Source organism: Corynebacterium uberis, assembly GCF_020616335.1.
Lineage (GTDB): Bacteria > Actinomycetota > Actinomycetes > Mycobacteriales > Mycobacteriaceae > Corynebacterium > Corynebacterium uberis.
On the sequence record NZ_CP085051.1, the window covers coordinates 1709867 to 1730995 of the forward strand.

Below are 21129 nucleotides of genomic sequence, written 5' to 3' on the forward strand. Positions count from 1 at the left end.
TCACTGTCCCCGCAAAAAGGAGAATCCCCCCGATGTCAGCAGAGCTGAGAAACTCCCCCCTTCACGCCCAGCACGAAGAACTCGGCGCCAGCTTTACCCCCTTTGGCGCCTGGAACATGCCGTTGAAATACGGCCGGGAGTTGGAAGAACACCGCGCCGTGCGCGAAGCCGCCGGCTTGTTTGACCTGTCCCACATGGGTGAAGTCCGTGTCACCGGCCCGGACGCCGCCGCGTTCCTGGACTATTGCCTGGTGTCCACGCTGTCTGCCATGAAGGTGGGCAAGGCCAAGTACTCCATGATGGTGCGACCCGACGGCGGCATCCTCGACGACCTGATCACCTACCGGCTGGGCGAGGAAGAGTTCCTGGTCATCCCCAACGCCTCGAACACCGAGAAGATTGTCTCCGCCTTCCAGGAGCGTGCGCAGGGATTTGACGTCACCCTCCGCGACGAATCAACCGAGACCGCGCTCATTGCTTTGCAGGGCCCGCGCGCCGAGGAGATCCTTCTGCGCGTGGTAGCGCCCGGCGAAGATACCGCCACCACCGTCACCGAGCTGGGCTACTACGCCGCCGTGCCGCTGCCGGTGGCCGGCATCGCTGACGTGATGCTGGCGCGCACCGGCTATACCGGAGAAGACGGCTTTGAGCTCTACACCGCCAACGCGAATGCCGCGGAGCTGTGGCAGGCGCTGCTGGACGCTGGCGCGGATCTTGGGCTCATTCCCGCCGGCCTGGCCGCGCGGGATTCCCTGCGCCTAGAGGCCGCGATGCCGCTCTACGGCAACGAGCTCAGCGAGGACCTCACGCCCGTTGATGCCGGCATGGCCATGATGGTGTCTGCGAAGAAGGCTGGCGACTGGGTGGGCCGCGAGGCGCTGCTGGAGGCCAAGAACACCCCGCCTGCGCGGGTGCTCGTGGGCTTAAGCTCGAGCGGCAAGCGAGCCGCACGGGCGGGGGCGTCGATAGTCACCGAGACCGATCAGGTCGTCGGCGAGGTGACCTCCGGACAGCCCTCCCCCACCCTGGGCCACCCCATCGCCCTGGCCTACCTTGACCGCGAGCTGGCCACCCCCGGCACAAAGGTGGAGGTAGACATTCGCGGCAAGCGCTACCCCTTCGAGGTTGTCAGCACGCCGTTCTACTCCCGGAAACGCTAGCCCCTTTTCGCCCCCACTCCCGGCGGGATTGTGCCCGCATGCGTGGGGGCGGACCGGTACACTAAAGACGCTTGGCCATCGCTGTGCCAACCCGTTTTTCCCCATACCTTTAGGAAGGCCCGCTCACCATGTCTGAAGCTGCTCTCCCCCAGGATTTCTCCTACTCCGACGATCACGAGTGGATTAACACTCCCGTCGAAGATGCCGTGGGCGCCACCGTGCGCGTGGGCATTACCTCCGTGGCCACCGATCGCCTCGGCGAGGTAGTCTTCGCCGAGCTGCCGGAGGTGGGCGACTCCATCACCGCCGGGGAGCCCTGCGGCGAGGTGGAATCAACCAAGTCCGTCTCCGATCTCTTCGCCCCAGTCACCGGCACCGTCACCGCCATCAATGAGGCCCTCGAGGACGACTACGCCGTGATCAACAGCGATCCCTTCGGCGAAGGCTGGCTCTACGAAGTCGAGGTCACCGAGGTCGGGGAGCTGACCGACGCCGCCGGTTACGCCGAGGCCAACGGCCTCTAAGCCCACGACCGCGGAAAGGACCTCCCCTCCCGCTGCCCTTACCCCCTCCGCCTGCCCGCCCCGCCGGCCATCACCGCACCAGATGGCCCCGCGAGGCGGGCAGGAGACTCACGAGGCCTGCTCGACCTGGCGACAGTGAACACGAAGGGGCGTCAGGGTAGCGTAAGAATTATCATGAACGCGCCCCGTGACCCCTTCTTCCCGGCTGATCTGTCCATCCGGGACTCCTCCAGCGCCCCCCACGTGCGCAACCTTGGCACCGTTGACTACCAACAGGCGTGGGACTACCAGGCTGAGCTGGCGGCTTCGCGCCACCGCGAAGACATCCCCGACCAGATCCTGGTCCTTGAGCACCCGAACACCTACACGGCAGGAAAGCGCACCCAACCCTCCGACCGCCCCGATAACGGGCTGCCTGTCATTGACGTCGATCGCGGCGGGCGAATCACGTGGCACGGGCCCGGACAGCTGGTGGTCTACCCCATTATCAAGCTGGCTGACCCCGTTGACGTGGTGGACTACGTTCGCCGCCTCGAAGAAGCCATCATCCAGGCCGTGCGCGCCGTGGGCGTGACCACTGCTGGGCGCATCGACGGCCGCTCCGGCGTGTGGGTGCCCGACGATGGCACCCGCCCCGACCGCAAGGTTGCGGCGCTGGGCATCCGCATCACCCGCGGCGTAACCATGCACGGACTTGCACTCAACTGTTGCAACAGCCTGGAATACTACGACCACATTGTTCCCTGCGGCATCGCCGACGCCGGCGTGACCACCCTCAGCGAGGAACTAGGCCGCCCGGTCTCCGTCACAGAGATGACTGCCCCGCTGGTAGAGGCGCTTATCGACGCCCTCGAAGGCAGGCTCATCGTCGCCGACCACACCTTCGGGCAGGCCCCCGACCCCACCAAAGGTCTCCCCCGAAACAGGTGATGATCTTTAGGCCGCACCCGGCAAACGGGTAGGGTGGCAGGCGTGACTATTGCACCCGAAGGACGCAAGCTGCTCCGCATTGAAAAGCGGAACGCCCAAACTCCCATCGAGCACAAGCCGCGCTGGATCCGCAACCAGGTCAAAAACGGGCCTGAGTACCAGGACATGAAGCGGCGCGTCTCCGGCGCCTCCTTACACACCGTGTGCCAAGAGGCCGGGTGCCCCAACATTCACGAGTGCTGGGAATCACGCGAAGCCACCTTCCTCATCGGCGGCGCAAACTGCTCCCGGCGCTGCGACTTCTGCATGATCAACTCCGCCCGGCCCGAGCCCCTCGACCGCCAGGAGCCCCTGCGCGTAGCCCAGTCCGTCCGCGAGATGGGGCTGAACTACTCCACCATCACCGGGGTCACCCGCGATGACCTTGAGGATGAAGGCGCCTGGCTCTACGCCGAAGTGGTCCGCCAAATCCACCGCCTCAACCCCAACACCGGAGTAGAAAACCTGGTCCCGGACTTCTCCGGCAAGCCAGACCTGCTCGCAGAGGTCTTTGAGTCCCGCCCCGAGGTCTTTGCCCACAACGTGGAAACCGTGCCGCGGATCTTCCGGCGCATCCGCCCGGCCTTCCGCTATGACCGCTCCCTCGACGTCATCCGGCAGGCCCGCGACTTTGGGCTGATCACCAAGTCCAACCTCATCCTGGGGATGGGAGAAACGCGCGAAGAAATCATGGACGCGCTCAGCGACCTCCACAGCGCAGGCTGTGACATCATCACCATCACCCAGTACCTGCGCCCCGGCCCCATGTACCACCCCATTGACCGCTGGGTTCGCCCGGAAGAGTTCGTGGAGTACGCGGACTACGCCACCGAGCTTGGCTTCGGCGCCGTCATGTCCGGCCCCTTGGTGCGCTCCTCCTACCGCGCCGGCAAACTCTATTCCCAGGCCATGGCCGCCCGCGGCCTGGAGCTTCCCGCCAACCTGGCACACCTGGCGCGTACCGCCCAGGGCACCACCGCGCAGGAAGCCTCCACGCTGCTGCACAAGTACGGCCCCTCCCAGGAGACTCCGGTGAGCACCGCCGCGGTGGCAGGCCTGTCTGCCGCCGCCGCTGCCAGTGCCGCGGCGCGCTAGGGACTGCGCCATGCTTCGGCCTGCGCCACGCTAGGGCCTGCGGCGCAAGGCAGAGACAGTTGTAGCCCGCGCCGCCCCATCCCCTATTGTGGAGGTCATGGCTGACCAAAATAAGGCGGCAGCCAAGGCCGCCAAGAAGGAACAACGCGCAGCCAAGCGCACGCAACGTAAGCAAAACTACAAGCAGGTGTGGCAGGCCTTTAATATCCAGCGTAAGCAGGATAAGGCCTTAGTCCCCCTCATGCTTGCCGCCGTGGTGGGCCTGGCCTTGGTCTTCTTCCTCATCGGCTTGCTCTTCCGCGGGCAGTGGTTCATGCTCATCCTGGGCATTGGCCTGGGCCTGGTGCTGGCCATGTGGATTTTTAGTCGCCGCATCGAATCGACCATGTATGACAAGGCGGCCGATACCCCCGGCGCCGCCGGCTGGGCGCTAGAAAACATGCGCAATACGGTCGGCGTGGTGTGGTTTACCAAGACCGCGGTTGCCGCAACCACCCACATGGACGCCGTGCACCGAGTCATCGGCGTGCCGGGGATCATCCTTGTTGGTGAAGGCCACCGACACCGCGTGCGCCCACTGATGGAGCAGCAGAAGAAGCGGCTCAACCGCCTGGTCGGTGGGGTGCCGATTTATGAGATCTACGCCGGCGACGGCGACGATGAAGTGCCGCTGAAGAAGCTGCAGCGCGAGCTGCTCAAGCTGCCGCGCAACTACAAGAAGGATGACGTCTACCCCATCAACGCCCGTGTGGAGGCCATGGACGCCTCCGGGCCTGGCGCTGGCCAAGCGGGTTTGCCCAAGGGCCCGATCCCCAAGGGCGCGAAGATGTCCGGTATGAACCGGCGGGCGCGCCGCACCGCCGAGCGTTCTAAGAAGAACTAGCCCCGGATGACTGTGGTGCCGGTGGCGCGGTCATGCATGCCGCGGCCATCGGCGTCGACGAGGGCTGCGGGGAAGATCAGGCACGTCAGGGCGGTGCGTGCCAGCGCGCGGACGAAGCCGACGCGGGAGCCGGGGGCGTCGACACGCGCAACACCCATTCCTAACACCGCCTGCCCGGGGGTACGGGCGAAGATCCATCCGCTGATGGTGCCCATGAGGAAGAAAAATAGGTAGGCCATCGTGGGGACGTTGCCCAGCGCAGTGGTGAACATGCCGACGAATCCCGCCACAATGTAGGCAACCGTCCAGTCGATGAATACCCCCACCGCGCGCCGCATCACCGTGGCCAAGGAACCTGGACCACTACGCGGTAAACCCAACCCTTGGCCGGGGTAAAAGCCGGCTTCATCGTCAGAGAATTGAGACGGGATGAGGGGACCGTCGAGCCATGTGCGCTTCGGTTGTGCCATGCGCTCCAATGTAGCCGAACCCGCAGGCAGTCCCCCACCTTGGCCCGGGATTGGTCCGCGATTGGCCCAGGGAAGAAAACTTCTAACAGATTGAACGATAGAAATCCGGCGAAGGACGTATACTAGGCTGCGTCCATCGCGGCGCACCGGTGCGGGCGACCAAATCTCACCCGCGTCCCGTCGGCGTGCCGCTCGACCCCAACTGTCAGACTCACGCGACGAGCCAAGGAGCGACTGTGGCCTTCACCTCCCAAGAGGAACTGCTGAAATTCATCAAGGATGAGGAGGTGGAATTCGTCGACGTTCGATTCACCGACGTCCCCGGCATCGAGCAGCACTTCACCATCCCCGCCTCCGCATTCGATGAAGAGGCAATGGAAGAGGGATTAGCCTTCGACGGCTCCTCCATCCGCGGGTTTACCACCATCGACGAGTCGGACATGAACCTGCTGCCCGACATCGCCACCGCAAGCCTGGATCCCTTCCGATCCACTAAAACCCTCAACGTTAAGTTCTTTGTCCACGACCCCTTCACCCGCGAACCCTTCTCCCGCGATCCTCGCAATGTGGCCCGCAAGGCTGAGGAGTACCTGACCTCCACCGGGATCGCCGATACCTGCAGCTTTGGCCTAGAAGCCGAGTTTTATCTCTTTGATTCCGTGCGCTACGCGGCAGAAACCAACCACTCCTTCTTCGAGGTGGATTCGGACGAAGGCTGGTGGAACCGTGGCGAGGTCACCAACCTCGACGGCTCCGCGAACACCGGCTACAAGAACCGCCTCAAGGGCGGCTACTTCCCCGTCCCGCCCTACGACCAGACCATGGAACTGCGCGATGAGATGGCACGCATCCTCGCCGACTCCGGCTTTGAAATCGAGCGCTTCCACCACGAGGTAGGCACCGGCGGCCAGCAGGAAATCAACTACAAGTTCAACACCCTGCTCCACGCCGCAGACGACCTGCAATCGTTCAAGTACATCATCAAGAACACCGCCGCCCGCGCCGGCAAGACCGCCACCTTCATGCCCAAGCCGCTCGCCGGCGACAACGGCTCCGGCATGCACGCCCACCAGTCCCTGTGGAAGGACGGCAAGCCGCTGTTCCACGATGAGTCCGGCTACGCAGGGCTTTCCGACGTCGCCCGCTACTACATCGGCGGCATCCTCCACCACGCAGGCGCGGTCCTGGCGTTTACCAACCCCACCTTGAACTCCTACCACCGCCTGGTCCCCGGCTTTGAGGCCCCCATCAACCTGGTGTACTCCCAGCGCAACCGCTCTGCCGCCGTGCGCATCCCGATCACCGGGTCCAACCCCAAGGCCAAGCGCATCGAGTTCCGTGCCCCGGACCCCTCGGGCAACCCCTACCTGGGACTGTCTGCGATGATGCTCGCCGGTCTGGATGGCGTGAAGAACCGCATCGAGCCGCACGCACCGGTGGACAAGGATCTCTACGAACTGCCCCCGGAGGAAGCCAAGTCCATCCCCCAGGCCCCGACCTCACTGGAGGCCTCGCTCAAGGCGCTGGAGGAAGACAACGAATTCCTCACCGAAGGCAACGTCTTTACCGAGGACCTGGTGGACACCTACATCCAGTACAAGTACGACAACGAAATCTCCCCCGCGCGGCTGCGTCCTACGCCGCTGGAGTTCGAGATGTACTTCGACTGCTAAACATAAGAGTTTGTCTGCGACGCGCCCGCGCGGCGCGCTCTAGGCACACGCTCGGCATGCCGTGACCCTGTGGAAGTCCACCGGATCACACTCGTGGACACTGCCCGGACATGCCACGCCCTCGCCTCGCCAGCTTCTGGCGGGGCGATTGTCGTCTGTACCCCATGCCCGGACCACCGGCCTACTGGCGGCTCCCGCGCGGCGCTCCTCATCACGGCAAGCGGCTCCGCAGCCGCCAATGCCATGGAAGCCTCCCCCGGCAGACCGCCCCTACCACGAGATCACGGATCAGCTCGTCTACTCCCCCATCGCAAGATGGTGCGCTGCCTGTTCACCCGCGAGTACATCGGCCGCCTCACCTGCTACCAGCAGCGCCCAGATGGGCAGTGGGTGCACATGGTCGACTTGAACCCGGCCTTTGCTGATTCTGGGGCGGCGTGGCCGCCACCAGGTCCCGCGACATTTACTACCAGTACAGCCCACTGCTGACCCATCCGGTAACAGGCTGCGGGCTAGTTCAGCAGGTCAAAAGCCCCGTTGCGCCAATCCTGCACAAAGAGGCGGTGATCCGCACGCACCTGGGCGGCCGTTTCTGCGACGAAGTCGGCGACGTCGCTGCCAAAGACTCGGGCGCTGCCTGCGGTGGTGACGCGGCGGGCGAGGGTCTGGCCGGGGGCGTCGAGAAGCCCTGCGGCGCGGACGTGGAGCCGGGCGAGCGTCGCCCCGCACAGCTTGGCGTACTTCTTTAATCCGGTGAGGTCGAAGTCAGTGATGTCAATGTTGACCTTCTGGGGGCCGCGCTCGCGGATCAAGAAGCTCACGCCGGCGATCTCCGCATGACCATACAGCGGATCAGCGTTGGGGACGAAGGCCGCGAAGGCTTCTGCGATGCGCTGCGCCGGCGCCGGCGCGCCCGCCATCGCGTGATCGGCCCGCCCCCATTCCGGCGCCAGCCCATCAAGGGCCGAGTGCCGCGACATTTTTAGCTCGATGATCACGGGCACGTCCCCAAAGCCGGAAACGAGGACCCACAAACGAGCCAAACCGCGCGACGCGGTGCCAGAACCCGATCTCACGGCTACGTCCAGAACATCAAAGAACCCGGTTGGAAGGTCTAGGTCACGGTCGGCGACACGATTCCGGTACGGACCGAGCAGGGTGTGGATCGTCGGCGCGAGGGCGGGTCGCCGATGGATCCGTTCGGTCTCCCGGAACCGCCCTGCGGCGCTATCAACATGCTTGCTCAGGAATTTACCGCGACTACGCTGCGCCTTGGCAAAAGAGTTGCGCAGCACCTTAGGCGCATTATCGGCCCGGATGCGCACCTGCGCGGCTTCAGGATCACGCGCGCACAGGCCCATGGTATCCAAATAGCTCTCACTGAATTTGCGGGCAATCTTCGCTTCCTTTTTTGCCCCGGCACCCAGCTGCCCGGCGGCCAAGGCAAATCCCACGGCACCCCGTTGGAGGTCCCAGGTAAAGGGCGCCGCCCAGGCCTCATCCATATCGTTGAGGTCGAAAAGGGGCTGGCCATCTCCACCCGGCAAAATGCCAAAGTTCTCCGGGTGGACGTCTCCCACGGTGGGGGCAAAAGGAAGATGCGCATCCGTTCCCGCAATATCGCGGTAATACAACAATGCTGTGCCACGAAAAAATGTGAATGGGTCCTGGGCAAGCGCCCGCAGCTTATCGCTGACCGCACTGGGAACCAGCCGCATGCGCAGCAGGTGATCCTCGATCACGGTGTCGCGGATGTGCAGCTTGCGCTGGGCGGGCGACAGGAGCGTGGGCGGCACCGTGACCTCCCCGCGCGCGGTGTCCTGGGCAAACTGGCGAAACGCGTGCCGACGCCGCCGGTGCGCCGGCACCACCGCCCGTCGGCTACTGGGCAGTCCAAGCTCCACCACCGATTCCAAAAGCTCGGCAGCATCACGCGAAGGCACCTGAGATTCAGACATGCCTCCAGCATGCCAGCCCTAGTGACCCGCGGGCCGCTTGTGGTACCCCATCCTGGGCTGAAAACCGCGTGGGTGGCGCAACTGGGCCACCGCGTCCGCGCACAGCAGCCGGAATCGCGGCGCCATCTCCGGCAGCTGGGACAATTCAAACCAGCCCACATCCGTGGACTCGTCATCGCCGACGACGGGATCATAGTTATCCCCGCTGACGCGAAGCCGCAGGGCGGTGTCCATGAAGCTGCATTCGTCCCCATTGGGGTAGACCACCGGCCCCACTGCCCCGACCCCCAGGAGGGCCTGCGCGACGGTTTCTAAGCCGGTTTCCTCCCGGACTTCCCGCACCGCGGCCTCGTCAGCCTGCTCGCCGGGGTCAACAATCCCCGTCACCGGGGTCCACTTCCCCGAATCCGCCCTGCGCACCAGGAGCACCTGCGGGGTTGCCCACGCAGGTGCGTCCGGCGCGATATCCCTGACCACAATCGCGGTGACTCCCGGCACCCACAAAGGGGCGTGCCCAATGGTGCGCCGCAGCTCAACGATGAAATCAGGGGTAGCCATTGACCTAGCTTTCTGTCTGCGACTGCCCAACTCCCTGACGTTCACGCCAGGACTCGAGCCAGTCACTGAATTTGAAACCCTCCTGGCCGGAGGTAGGAGCCTCAAGCGGCGGCGGGGTGACTACCTCCGCAGCCTGGTGCCCCGACTGTACAGGCTGCGGCGCCTGAGGTGCCTGAGGCGCCTGGGGGGCCTGGGCAGCGGTCTGTGCAGGCTGCTGCGGCTGTGCAGGCTGAACTCGCTGGGCCGGCTGCGGCGGCTGAGAAATCCGCTGAGCCTGCGGCAGCTGTTGCAGCAACTGGGACTGCTGCTGCGGCAGCCGCGTTGCGGGGCCCTGAGCTGCGGGGACCTGTGCAGCGGGTGCTGGCGCTGGCGGCGCCGTGGTCACAGCCGGGCGCGGTTGCGTTCCCGGCGCCTGGCCTTGCCCCTGCTGGGAGGTCGGCTGCGGCAGCTGCGCTTCCGGCGGGGTCATGCTCGGACGGGCCACGCCCTGCGCCACCTGGGCGGGGGGCTGCGTCTGGGGGCCCGGAACGCTGCGCGGCGGCGCCGAAACGGGCCGCGGGGTGGCGTACCGCTGGGCTTGAGCACTATCAGGGCTGGCCTGCGGGTGCCCCGCCGGCGCAGAAGGCGCATGTTGGGCGGGAGCACCCGGCACTACCGGCATGCCTTCCAGGCCGCGGGGGCGCGGAGGCTGCGAAATAGGTCGGGCAGGTGCCCCAGGCGCCCGTCCCGGTACGGGCGACTGCGCGGCTGATTGCGGCGCTGGCTGGCCCATGGGCTGCGGGGCGAAGGTCTGGCCGGCCTCGTAATACGGCGTGGCCTGGTCGCCGATAGGCGCGGCCGCGTACCCCTCCTCTGGCGCCGGGGTCATAGCCTCCTGCCAGCCGGTGGGCGGCGCTGCCTCAGCGTGCGCCGCCGTGTTCTTGTGGCGCTGGGCGGCCACGGATGCTTGGTAATAGGCCGGACGCGATGACGGCGTGCCAGCGGACGGGTACCGCTGGGGCTCGTGGCGTTCGTCCTGCTCCAGGGAAGGCTCGCCCTTAAGGGTGCGCGACTCCTGGTCCGCGGGCGCTGCTGGCGTCCGGGGCGTCGGCTCCGGGCGCTCCACACGCGTGGCGGTGTCCGGGGTCGACGCAAAGTCGGACGCGTCATCGCTTGTGTCTGTGCTGGTGGTTCGGGACGCTGACTCCGGGGGCGCCACCCGGTCAGCGTCCGCGCCTAGTCGCACGGACTGGGATAGGGACTCGCGGCGAGACCGCGGCTGCGGGTCCGGTGAGGATAGCGCCGATAGCTCGGGCTCCTCAGATAGTCGTGACGAGCGCGATGCCGATGCGGAATTCTCCTCAGCGGCGTCGCCCCGCCGCGCCCTTCAATGTCCGAGGGCGCCGATTCGGCGATTGACTACCGCGCGCAGCATCGCCAAGTTGGTGCTTCGCCGAGAAGTAGCAACAAAGAGGAATTCAGACTCGCTCAACGGGCGGATGAGATGAAGCTGATCCGAAAGGGTCAGCAGCATATCTTCCAGCTGCGAATCCAGATTCAGCGCATAAATTGCCTTGAGCTTGGACTTAAGTACCTCTGAGTCGAATGCGGAGGCGACTTCAAGGTCAAAATCTGTAGACCGAGAAACCGTGGCCAGAGTCATGCCCGTATCCAGATCAACCACGGAGGCGCCGATCAGGTTATCCAGATCGCCCGCGATCGAATTGAGCATGTTCTTCAAATCATCTTGGCTCGACATCGACAGTGAACCTTTCTCATGCGTTGTTGCCGGCACCCTTGGTTTATGGGCACACCCGCAATCTCGAACCGGGTGGTGTGGCCCATTGTTTCGAGATATGTGACATTGTCCTACGCGATGATAGTCGAGATGCCAGCGCCCTGTCATCGGCAGTCTTTGCCAGCCGCTAGGGGCGCCGCAAAGGCCCAATGGTCTTACTCAGAATCACTGCGCACCGCGAAGCCGCGCATGCATGCGGTTGCCCACACTAGCGCATGATCTCGCAGCACAGCATAGAATCTGATAAAGGTACGGGTGTTGAGGTTTGCCGTGTCAGGACGTGGCAGGGCGCCTCAACACATTGCCGTTTACCCTGCCCATCTACTTTCAATCCAGGAGAACTACATGCCGCCTCGCGGCCGCAGACATGCGAAGACGCACGTGGCACCCGTGGCGCGCACTGGACATGACACCGTTTTTGTGGGATCCCCCAGCGACGCCGAGCTCATCTTCATCGGGCCGGTCGGAGTGGGAAAGACTACAGCGGTCGTGTCCGTGTCCGTCACTGAGCCCATCTCGGCGGAGGCTGCCCTTACACGCCCGCGCCATGCCGTTGGATTCCTCGCGGAGCTAGAGTCCAAAGTCACCACCACCGTGGGCATTGACTACGGCATGGTTCGGCTTCCCGACGGCCGCGTCATCGGGCTCTTCGGAACCGCCGGCCAAGAGCGCTTCCGCTGGTCGCGAGGCCCCCTATTCAACCCCACCGCGCGGATTGTCATCTGGGTCAATGGCGCGGATGGCAACCTAGAGCTCCAGGTCCTCCGGTGGATTGCCCGCGGCGGCGGACGCCCGCGCGCCCATCAGATGACCATCGCCATCAACTTCGCGCATGCACATGACACGGAAGAAGTCCGTGCGGTGCTGCGCAAACATCGCTACCCTGATATTCCAGTCAAAGCCGTCGATCCCCGGCGAGCGGACCAGGTCATGGACCTGATCAGCGCTGCCGTGGGCTATTCTTCCCCGGAGGTCAAAACCGATGAGTAGTCGCCGGTTTTCCGATGCTCAGCTTTCCGACCGTCCCGACCCGCGCGACCAGCTGCGCTCGTCTAACCTCGGCTCCGAAGGCCTAGCGGCCACCATCTTGCCCGTCCTGGCAGAGCTATATGAAGACGTGGACAACACCAAGGCACTCGTAGTGGGCACCGGCGACGGGCTCCACGTGTGCTCCATCGGCCTCGATTCTGCTGAGACTGGCGCCCAGCTCGCGGCGCTGAACTCCTCCCTCGCCGGCGTCTCCGGGGCGCAGGCCCAGATGCTCGGGCACGCCCATGAGGAGGGCGCTGAGACCATCGTGGCCATGACGCTTCCCAGCGATGTCCTGGTGGTGTGCACCGTGCCCTACCCGGACCTGAACAACCTGCTGCTGGCGGTCTCCGTCACGGACTCGCAGTTGGGCATGGTCATTCACCTCACGCGCAAGGCCGCCCAGAAGATCTCCGCGCTCCTCAAGGTCGAAGAGCCGGACTGGGACGATGAGTCGCGCGGGCGCCACTACCGCTAGCTACTAGGCGCGTCCGCCCCCTCCTCCCCGCCGGCTCCCCCGCTTTCCGCGGAGGCAGCGGAAGGATCCTCGGCGGCAGCATCCTTGGCCCGTTGCGCAGCCTGTTCGCGCAGTTTGCGGGCAAACGCCTCCGGGTCAAAGTCATCAAAGTACTCCGGCCCGGCCAGTCTTTCTTGCGGCATGGTTATGCAACTCCTTGGTCATCGGCGTGGGCAATGAACTGCTTGACCGCGTCAACGTCATTGGGAAGATCGGTCACGTGGCGGCCCGCCTCCATGATGTGGGCAAAGCGCTGCGGAACCGGCGGCTCCTGCCCGATCGCCTCCACGATGGTGTCCGCGAACTTCACCGGCAGCGCCGTCTCCAGGCAGACAATGGGGCTGGACACCTCCGCGGCGAGCTGGCGTGCCACGTGCACCCCGTCGGCGGTGTGCGGGTCAATGAGCACCCCGCAGTCCTGCCAGGTGGCCTTGATGGCTGCGAGGCGATCGGCGTGGGTGGAGCGGCCGGAGCAGAACCCGTAGTCGGCCGAAATCTGGCCAAACAGCGGGTCCTCGCCCAGCTCGAAGCCGCCCTGGGGCACCTGCGTGCCAAACAGGTCCTGCACGCGTGCGGAATCCCGCTGCGTCAGGTCAAAGATGAAGCGCTCGAAATTGGAGGCGCGGGAGATATCCATCGAGGGCGATGAGGTGGCCTGCGTTTCTGCAGAAGAACGCACCCGGTAGTTTCCGGTACGGAAGAATTCATCCAGGACGTCATTCTCATTTGTGGCCACGATGAGCTTGTCTATGGGAAGCCCCATCTGGCGGGCAATGTGGCCGGCGCAGATATCCCCAAAATTCCCGGTGGGAACGCAGAAACTCACGGTCTCATCTGCGCGCTCGGTCACGTTAAGCCAACTGGTGATGTAGTAGACCACCTGAGCCAGCAATCGCGCCCAGTTAATGGAATTGACCGCACCAATGGCATGTTCGGCCTTAAATTCTGCGTCTGCACTGACCGCCTTGACTACGTCCTGGCAGTCATCAAACACGCCGTCTAAGGCAATATTGAAAATGTTGGCATCGTCCAGACCAAACATTTGGGCCTGCTGGAAGGGGGTCATCCGGCCGGCCGGGGTGAGCATGAACACTCGGATTCCGTCGCGGCCGCGCATCGCATATTCCGCAGACGATCCGGTATCGCCGGAGGTGGCGCCCAGGATATTGAGCCGCGCGCCGCGGCGGGCCAGCTCGTACTCAAAGAGCTCGCCGAGCAGCTGCATGGCCATGTCCTTGAACGCGGCCGTGGGCCCCAAGGACAGGTGTGCAAGGTACAGGCGGTCATCCAGCCGGCTAACGGGGACGATCTGCGGGTCAGAAAATGCCGGCGTGGAGTAGGCCCGCTGCGCCATGCGCTCTAGGTCCGCAACGGGGATGTCGTCGACGTACATGGCAAGCACCTGCGCCGCGACAGCTGCGTAGCCCCGCTCCCGCAGCAGCGTGCGCCAGGAGTCGAGGAGGGGGGCGTCGATAAGCGGATAGCTCTCCGGCATGTAGAGCCCACCGTCCGGGGCCAAGCCGCCGAGCAAAATGTCAGTAAAAGAATGCGGTGTGCGGGAATCATCGCGGGTAGAGATATATTTCACCCCGGCCATACTACCTGGGACCGGCCCGCGTCGCGGGGAAGAGGGCACCGCACCCAGGTCACCGCACAATCGGGGTTAAGGTACCAGGTGTGACTGCACCGACTACTCCGCGCGACCCCCGCACCCACCTGACCCGCAAAGGGCTCTTTGTCTGGGCCGTGTCCATCCTTATTTATCTGGTGGCCATTGTCGGAAGAACCTCCTTTGGTGTGGCTGCGGTCGATGCGATTGATCGTTTCTCAGTAGACGGCGCCCACATTGCCCTGTTTACTTCCGTGCAAATTGGTGTCTACGCCGTGGCGCAAATCCCCACGGGTATGGCCATCGACCGTTTTGGACCCCGCCGCCTGCTGGTTATCGGTGCGCTGATCATGGCGATTGGCCAAGCCACGCTGGCGCTGACAACCTCCTACCCCATCGCGCTGATCGCCCGCGTCTTCATCGGGGCGGGTGATGCCACGGCGTTCCTGTCCGCCATGCGCATTTTGCCCTTCTGGTTCCCGCTGCGCCACGCCCCCATCTTTGCCCAGCTCACCGGCGCTATCGGGCAGCTCGGCCAGATCATCTCCGCGATTCCTTTCCTGGCGCTGCTGCACGCGCGCGGCTGGACGGTGGCATTCCTCTCTCTGGGCGCCGCGGGTGTCCTGGTGGCCATCGCCGGCTGGGTGGCGGTCGCCGACAGCCCCCACGGTGCTGCGTCCGCTGAGCCTGCGCCCACCGCTTCTCGACGCCGCGGTGCCGGCCGCGCCGCACTCGCCTACGTCCTGCGCAGCCCCGTGTGCTGGTATGGATTCTTCATCCACTGGTCTTCCATGGTCATGCAATTTACCTTCACCCTGCTGTGGGGGCTGCCGCTGATGACCCTGGGCATGGGGCTCAGCCCGCACACCGCCGGACTGGTGCTGACCGTCAATACCGCGGTGCTCATCACCGCCAGCCCCCTGCACGGCATGCTCTCCTCCCGGCTCGGGCTGCGGCGCGACGTCCTCGTGTTCACCCTCACCGCGGCCCTCACCCTCGTGTGGGTCGGCGTCCTGCTGCCCACCCACCCCTGGGGCGCGTGGGCGGTGATCGTGCTCAACATCATCCTGGCCATCACCGTGCCCGCCTCGAACTATGCCTTCGACTACGTGCGCGAAGGCCTCGATCGCAGCATCGTGGCCACCGGCACCGGGCTAGCCAACATGGGCGGGTTTACCGCCGCCATGATCTCCGCCCAGGTCATCGGCTGGCTGCTCGACCACCTCAGCGGCCCCCGCCTCTTCGAGTGGCAAGACTTCCGCATCGCCCTGTGGACGGTGGTTGTGGTGTGGGCCTGCGGGATGATCGGCATGGCGCTGCTGCGCGGGCCGGCCACCCGGCGCGTGCGCGAGCGGCTGCGCCTGGCCTCAACCCCCGTCACGGCTGACCGCGACGACTCCGAGCTTGGCGCAACCGCGCCCGGCGATGCTGCCGAGTAAGGCTGGAACACAACCCAGGAGAGCCTGGTGCTAGTAGGGCCTAGTAGGCCGAGTCGCCGGGTAGCTCCCCGATGAGCACCTCGGCTGCGGAGTCAGGATCGACTGCGTACGGATCACCAGCCGCACCACCGTGATCGAGCGAATCCCGCCCATACGGTGCCGCGGCAGAAGGATCCGACACCTCTTCCTGGGGAGCAAGGTCGAGCGGTGGGTAATCCCGTCCCATCCCCAAGGACTCGGACAACTGCCGGAAGTGCTCGACGCTGTTTTCAAAGTTGCGCGCCTGCTGCTGATGGAGCTCTTCGAGCGTCATCGTGCCGTGGGTTGACGCGGGGGGACGGGTCATCCACATCACGGTACCTGCCGTAACCGCCACCATCACTGCGGCGCATACAACAGAGACAGTGGCTGCCTGCTTAGTGTTTCTGTGGATCTTTACGTGCAATTTCACGCTGACGGTGACCTCCCTTCCGTGAGAAACTACCGTCTACGCTAACGCGTCGATGTGTCTGCCACGTTTTAACAACCTGGAATGATGATGGGAACTGCCCTAGCGCGTGGGGTCTTGACGCCCAGTAAGAATGTCAATAACGCTACGAACTGCAGCTTCCCCTACACCACCCATGGGGTTGTTTCCCGCCCCACCGAAGCCATCCCCCCTACTCGCCGGGCGCGCACCCCCCGAATGTGCCCCCGACTGCGCCGGCCCGCCTGACCGCGCAGAATCGGCACCGGCACGCGCAGCATCAGTCTCTCCGGCATGCCCTGCTGGTAATTCCAGGGTGAGGTTCGAATCCACCAGGCGCAGCCGCGTCTGTGCAGGCGCGCCTGCGGCCCGGGCCGCGGCCACTAGGGACTCAACGTCCGCGAGGGTGGCTGAGGTGCAGTCCAAGGAGAGGGTCAGGCTCATCACTGGTGTCCTTACATGCGACGGTTAGCTTAGGTCTGGTGACCCACCAGTGACGCCGCAATGACCGCTGGATGATACGGCTGCGACGCTACCGGTTGTGTGCGGCAAGATCCGCAAACACATCCATGTTGGCGTGGAAGGCCCAGCGGGCTTCGGCCAACAGGCGGTCGCGTTCCTCATCGCTGAGGGTCAGCTCGTTGAGATGATCGCGGTAGCTGTCCTTGTAAGGCTTGAGCTTACCCACCTGAGAGAAATCATAGAAAGTGAGCGCATCTGCCGGGATGTCATAGTGGCGCTGCATCATCCGGGCGATGACCTGACCACCGGAAAGATCTCCCAGGTAGCGCACGTAGTGGTGGGCAAGCAGGGCGATCTCATCGCCCGCTGCGGCAATATCGTGCAAGCGGTCGACATAACGCTGCGTGGCCGGCAATGCGGCCAGGGTTTCCTTCCATTGCGCCGAGCCGTGAAGGACGGTGAGGTCATGGTCAAGGCGGTCAGCGCGATCCAGGCGCGGGTCAACTATCCGTCCCGCGCGGGGGCCATCCGCAACGGCGTGCGCCGCCTGCTCGAGCGCGGTGTAGAACAGCCAGGACTGCTCCTGGTAGGCGATAAACTCCGGGGCGCCGAGGCCACCGCCGATCAGTTGTGTCATAAATGCGCTGTGTTCGGCGTCCTCGTGAGCCTGCGCCGTGGCGGTTTTCAACTGGGTGGACAGGGGCTGTGCATCGATGGCGGCGGTCATGGCGCACGTCCTTTCCGGCGCTGCGGCGCGCCTGGTGGATGTTCCAAATTTTTCAGGGCGGCCACCGGCATCACCACAGCCGGCGCCCGCGGTCTTTGCGGTATGCCCCGGCTCGGGTGCGATCACCGCAGGTACGGCAACCCTGCACGATGACGCTGACAGCCCAACATTCGCCTTACACGTTAGCCACGCCTGACCTTATTGGACATCAAACAATCGATGGATTTTGGCCACACAATATGCCCATCGCAAGCCCCGCCCTCTGGGGGCTAGCGCAGTCAGCCATTGAGCTGACAGGGCCGGAATCGTGGCCGGTCAAGGCCCCGCCAACGGCAATCGCCAGCGCCTCGCCGCAGTCGCAGACACAGGCGCAGACACAGGCGCAGGCGCAGGCGGATCGATCACCGCTTATAGTTCCCCGGTGCGCTCCCCCCAGAAGACCTCATCGATGACCTTGCGTGCCCGCCTGGTGCTGCGCAGGTAGTCCTCCAAAAACTCCTGGTACTGGTCGGGCGCCCAGCCCGCGGCCGCCGCGACCTGGGCAAGTTGCGGCCCTGGCTGGGGCAGCTGATCGGTGCGCCGACCGCGCACCAGCACCAGGGCGTTGCGGGCCCGCGTGGCTGTCAGCCAGGCGTGGCGCAAGACTTCCACGTCATGGTCGGGCAACAGCCCTGCCTCCCCGATGGCGGCCAGCGCCTCCAGGGTGGAAGGCGTGTGCAGCTGCGCATGGGTGTGGCTGTGCTGCATCTGGAGCAGCTGGACGGTCCACTCCACGTCCGTGAGCGCACCACGGCCCAGCTTGGTGTGGGTGGTGCGGTCGGCGCCCCGGGGCAGGCGCTCGGAATCGACGCGTGCCTTCATCCGGCGAACCTCCCGGATAGTGGCCGCGGAGGCCCCGCCTTCCGGGTAGCGCAGCGGCTCTATGGCCGCGAGGAATTCTTCGCCAACACCACGATCACCGGCGATGACTTCGGCGCGCAGCAGGGCCTGGGCCTCCCACACCTCTCCCCAGCGCCGGTAGTAGGCGTCGTAGGATTCGACGGTGCGCACCACGGGCCCGCTGCGCCCCTCCGGGCGCAACCCCAGATCCACGTCCAGCGGTGGGTCACCCGAGGGCTTGGCCAGCCGGGTGCGCATGGAGTCGCACACTCCGATGGCCCATTTGACGGCGTCGTCTTCGCTGACGCCGGGTTCGGGGCGGGCGACAAACATGACGTCGGCGTCGGACCCGTAGCCCAGCTCCGCACCGCCGAGTCGCCCCATGCCGATCACGGCGATGCGGGCGGGCGCGTGGCCTGCCCGGGGCCGCTGCTCGGCGGCCGGATCGGCGCCATCAGTACCGTCGGCGCCGTCCGCACCATCGGCCGCACCGGAAGCACCGGAAGAATCGGAAGCACCATCCCCATCAGCATCGGCGGAGTCAGCCGCCTCGGGGCCAGGCCCACCGGGCTGCGCGGCCGCCAAGCTCGCGCGAATCTCAGCGTTCAAGGCCGCATCCAGCACCGCATTCCACACCGTAGAAAGACCGTGGCACACGGCGGGCACATCCATCAGGCCGAGCAGGTCCGCGGAGGCAATCCGCGCGAGCTCCTTGCGCCGCAACGATCGGGCCACGGAGATGGCCTTGTCCGGGTCGTGGTGCCGCCCCGCCGCGGTGACGAGGGAACGCGAAACGGTGTCGGGGGCGACGTCGAGAAGCTTCGGGCCGGTAGCCCCGTCGCCGAGGAGCTTGACAAAGTCCGGGGTGGCAATGATCAGCTCGGCGGTATACGGGGACGTGCCCAGGATGGACATGAGCCGCTGGCCCACCACCTCCTCATCGCGCAGCAGGCGCAAAAACCAGCTGCGGTCATAGGCCGCCTCGGACAGCTTGCGGTAGTTGAGCAGCCCCGCGTCCGGATCAGCCGTTGCAGACAACCACTCCATCAGCGTGGGCAGCAACATCGCCTGAATCTTCGACTTGCGGCTAGACCCCGCAGCCAGCGCCGCCAAATGCTCGAAGGCGCGATCCGGGAACTTATACCCGAGTGCCGCCAATTGCAGCTTCGCCGCCTGCGGCGACAACCGCAGCGTATCCACACTCATGGAGACCACAGAGCGCAGCAGCGGACGGTAGAACAGGCGCGAATGCAGCTGCGAGATCAGCCGACGGGCCTTGCGCACCGCATCTTTGAGCTTATCGACGCCCCCGCGCCCCTCCCCCGCAGCAAACCCCGCCGCAGCAGCAAGCCGCGCCATCGCCGCATCATCCTGCGCCGCCGGAAGGAGGTGCGTTCGGCGCATCCGGTGCAGCTGCTGGCGGTGTTCAAGTAGCCGCAGAAACTCATAGGCCTCGATCAGCCCCCGGCCGTCCTCACGCCCCACGATGCCGGCATTAACCAGCGCCGCGAGCGCATCGACCGTGCCGGCCACACGCAGCGATTCATCCGCACGGCCGTGGACCAACTGCAACAGCTGGACTGCGAACTCCACATCGCGTAGGCCGCCCCGGCCCAGCTTCAGCTCACGATCCCGCACGTCCTCCGGAACCGTGTCCAACACCCTGCTGCGCATCGCCTGGACATCTTCTACAAAAGACTCCCGCTCGCCGGCCGTCCACACCATCGGCTCAAGCTGCTCCAGATACGCCTGCGCCAGCTGCCCGTCGCCCGCCATGAAACGCGCCTTCAACAGCGCCTGAAACTCCCACGTCTGGGCCCACCGCTTGTAGTAAGCAACGTGGGAGTCCACGGTGCGCACCAATGCTCCCGAGCGCCCCTCAGGTCGCAGGTTGGCGTCCACCTCGAAGAAGGCCTCTGAGCCAATGCGAGCACACTCCCCCGCCAGGCGGGTTGCCTTGGCGGAGGCTGGCTCCGCCACAAAGATGACGTCAATATCCGAAATGTAGTTCAGCTCGCGGGCGCCGCATTTGCCCATGGCGATGATGGCCAGGCGTGCATCCGGCTGGCGGTCACCATAAACCGTGCGCACTGCCACTGCGAGGGCGGCCGTCAATGCGGCATCGGCCAGCTCAGACAGCAGTCCTGTGACCGTCTCAAAAGGCACCGGATCTAAGCCTCGGTGGCGCTTCGTCGTCGGGTACGTGCCCGCCAGATCCCACGCCGCAATGCGCATGATCAGGCTGCGATAGGTCAGCGACAGCGCGGACACGGCCTCCCGGCCGGTCTCCTCAGCGCGATACATCCCGGCCGTAGCGGCGACGTCTGCCTCGGGGCCAACCCGGTCATCTGTGCCTTCTGTGCCTTCTGCGCCTTTCGCTCCTTCTGTGTCGGCGGTATAGGCGGTATCGGCGGTGTCGATCCGCGTCGCGTGCACGCTATCAAGCAGCGCCGCACGCATCTCCGCGCCCGTGGGCAGCCCGGCGCGCAGCGTCTCCCACAAGTGCGGATGTGCCACTAGGTGGTCCGCCAGTGCCGTTGACCCGCCGAGCAGCGCGAAGAGCCGCACCCGCAGGCCTTCGTCTTCTGCCAGGGCCGCCAGGAACTCGCTGTGGGCGTTGGCCTGTGGTGTCGCCGAACCCGCAGGGGGCGCTGCGGCGGGGGTGGGGGCGGCGTCGCTAAGCGGTGTGGTGTCCTCCTGCAGCGCGTGGACCAGGCGCACCAAAGAGTTGAGTGCGCCGTCGGGGTCCGCGCAGCCGGCGAGTGCCCAGGCGACGTCCGCGTGCGCGTCATCGTCCCACCCCAAAAACGCCAGGTCTTCGGCGGCGTGGGGGCTAGACAATCCCAGTACCGCCGGGGTGGGGCGGCCGTCCCTGCGTTGCGCGGCACTCATGGTTGCGGTGGCCTTTCTCTCGGTTGGCGGAGGGCGTGTGGT

General features: G+C 65.3%; 20 protein-coding genes. 9 read left to right on the plus strand and 11 right to left on the minus strand.

Features of this window, described 5'->3' with window-relative positions; translation table 11 throughout:
• Positions 1–32: 32 nt before the first annotated feature.
• The 5 genes from gcvT (at position 33) to LH390_RS07845 (ending at position 4631) form a co-directional block, all read left to right on the plus strand.
• On the plus strand, positions 33–1160 hold the full coding sequence (gene gcvT / locus LH390_RS07825; protein WP_227281843.1) for a glycine cleavage system aminomethyltransferase GcvT: 1128 nt from the start codon (positions 33–35) through the stop codon (positions 1158–1160).
• A 128-nt stretch (positions 1161–1288) separates the two neighbouring features.
• Positions 1289–1684 carry a glycine cleavage system protein GcvH gene (gcvH, locus tag LH390_RS07830; RefSeq protein ID WP_227281842.1) on the plus strand — a complete coding sequence of 132 codons (396 nt, stop codon included), beginning with the start codon at positions 1289–1291 and terminating at the stop codon, positions 1682–1684.
• A 174-nt stretch (positions 1685–1858) separates the two neighbouring features.
• Entirely contained in the window at positions 1859–2614 is a 756-nt protein-coding gene (gene lipB / locus LH390_RS07835) for a lipoyl(octanoyl) transferase LipB (RefSeq protein ID WP_227281841.1), read from the plus strand.
• Between the two features lie 42 nt (positions 2615–2656).
• The gene (gene lipA, locus LH390_RS07840) at positions 2657–3748 is read left to right on the plus strand and encodes a lipoyl synthase (protein WP_227281840.1); all 1092 of its coding nucleotides are present in this window, start codon (positions 2657–2659) and stop codon (positions 3746–3748) included.
• 97 nt (positions 3749–3845) lie between these two features.
• Entirely contained in the window at positions 3846–4631 is a 786-nt protein-coding gene (locus LH390_RS07845; RefSeq protein ID WP_227281839.1) for a DUF4191 domain-containing protein, read from the plus strand.
• Here LH390_RS07845 and LH390_RS07850 read toward each other — a convergent pair.
• Positions 4628–5101, minus strand: coding sequence for an RDD family protein (locus LH390_RS07850; protein ID WP_227281838.1), 474 nt, complete (start codon positions 5099–5101; stop codon positions 4628–4630). The two genes, LH390_RS07845 and LH390_RS07850, sit on opposite strands and share 4 nt — an antisense overlap.
• A 236-nt stretch (positions 5102–5337) precedes the next feature.
• On the opposite strand from LH390_RS07850, the gene glnA reads away from it, so the two are divergent.
• A complete protein-coding gene (gene glnA / locus LH390_RS07855; protein WP_227281837.1) occupies positions 5338–6774 on the plus strand; it encodes a type I glutamate--ammonia ligase in 1437 nt (478 codons plus the stop codon).
• Between the two features lie 512 nt (positions 6775–7286).
• On the opposite strand, the gene LH390_RS07860 is transcribed toward glnA, so the two are convergent.
• The 4 genes from LH390_RS07860 to LH390_RS07875 form a co-directional block, all read right to left on the minus strand.
• Positions 7287–8732: a DUF2252 family protein gene (locus LH390_RS07860; RefSeq protein ID WP_227281836.1), complete on the minus strand. Its 1446-nt coding sequence runs from the start codon at positions 8730–8732 to the stop codon at positions 7287–7289.
• Between the two features lie 18 nt (positions 8733–8750).
• Positions 8751–9290, minus strand: coding sequence for an NUDIX hydrolase (locus LH390_RS07865; RefSeq protein ID WP_227281835.1), 540 nt, complete (start codon positions 9288–9290; stop codon positions 8751–8753).
• Between the two features lie 4 nt (positions 9291–9294).
• Positions 9295–10515, minus strand: coding sequence for a hypothetical protein (locus LH390_RS07870; RefSeq protein WP_227337363.1), 1221 nt, complete (start codon positions 10513–10515; stop codon positions 9295–9297).
• A gap of 141 nt (positions 10516–10656) precedes the next feature.
• Positions 10657–11028: a roadblock/LC7 domain-containing protein gene (locus LH390_RS07875; protein WP_227281833.1), complete on the minus strand. Its 372-nt coding sequence runs from the start codon at positions 11026–11028 to the stop codon at positions 10657–10659.
• A gap of 429 nt (positions 11029–11457) precedes the next feature.
• On the opposite strand from LH390_RS07875, the gene LH390_RS07880 reads away from it, so the two are divergent.
• Both LH390_RS07880 and LH390_RS07885 read left to right on the plus strand, forming a co-directional pair.
• The gene (locus LH390_RS07880; protein WP_227281832.1) at positions 11458–12057 is read left to right on the plus strand and encodes a hypothetical protein; all 600 of its coding nucleotides are present in this window, start codon (positions 11458–11460) and stop codon (positions 12055–12057) included.
• Positions 12050–12574: a roadblock/LC7 domain-containing protein gene (locus LH390_RS07885; protein WP_227281831.1), complete on the plus strand. Its 525-nt coding sequence runs from the start codon at positions 12050–12052 to the stop codon at positions 12572–12574. The genes LH390_RS07880 and LH390_RS07885 overlap by 8 nt, the downstream gene beginning before the upstream one ends.
• Here LH390_RS07885 and LH390_RS07890 read toward each other — a convergent pair.
• The gene (locus LH390_RS07890) at positions 12571–12756 is read right to left on the minus strand and encodes a hypothetical protein (RefSeq protein ID WP_227281830.1); all 186 of its coding nucleotides are present in this window, start codon (positions 12754–12756) and stop codon (positions 12571–12573) included. The two genes, LH390_RS07885 and LH390_RS07890, sit on opposite strands and share 4 nt — an antisense overlap.
• A 2-nt stretch (positions 12757–12758) precedes the next feature.
• The gene (gene thrC, locus LH390_RS07895) at positions 12759–14201 is read right to left on the minus strand and encodes a threonine synthase (RefSeq protein ID WP_227281829.1); all 1443 of its coding nucleotides are present in this window, start codon (positions 14199–14201) and stop codon (positions 12759–12761) included.
• An 89-nt stretch (positions 14202–14290) separates the two neighbouring features.
• On the opposite strand from thrC, the gene LH390_RS07900 reads away from it, so the two are divergent.
• Entirely contained in the window at positions 14291–15661 is a 1371-nt protein-coding gene (locus LH390_RS07900; RefSeq protein ID WP_227281828.1) for an MFS transporter, read from the plus strand.
• Positions 15662–15701: 40 nt separating this feature from the next.
• On the opposite strand, the gene LH390_RS07905 is transcribed toward LH390_RS07900, so the two are convergent.
• From LH390_RS07905 to LH390_RS07920, 4 genes are all read right to left on the minus strand, one after another.
• Positions 15702–16007, minus strand: a complete 306-nt coding sequence (locus LH390_RS07905) for a hypothetical protein (RefSeq protein ID WP_227281827.1) — start codon at positions 16005–16007, stop codon at positions 15702–15704.
• A gap of 204 nt (positions 16008–16211) precedes the next feature.
• Positions 16212–16571, minus strand: a complete 360-nt coding sequence (locus LH390_RS07910) for a hypothetical protein (RefSeq protein WP_227281826.1) — start codon at positions 16569–16571, stop codon at positions 16212–16214.
• An 88-nt stretch (positions 16572–16659) separates the two neighbouring features.
• Positions 16660–17316, minus strand: a complete 657-nt coding sequence (locus tag LH390_RS07915; protein ID WP_227281825.1) for a biliverdin-producing heme oxygenase — start codon at positions 17314–17316, stop codon at positions 16660–16662.
• Between the two features lie 408 nt (positions 17317–17724).
• Complete coding sequence (locus tag LH390_RS07920) at positions 17725–21087, minus strand: bifunctional [glutamine synthetase] adenylyltransferase/[glutamine synthetase]-adenylyl-L-tyrosine phosphorylase (RefSeq protein ID WP_227281824.1); 3363 nt, start codon at positions 21085–21087, stop codon at positions 17725–17727.
• Between the last annotated feature and the right edge of the window lie 42 nt (positions 21088–21129).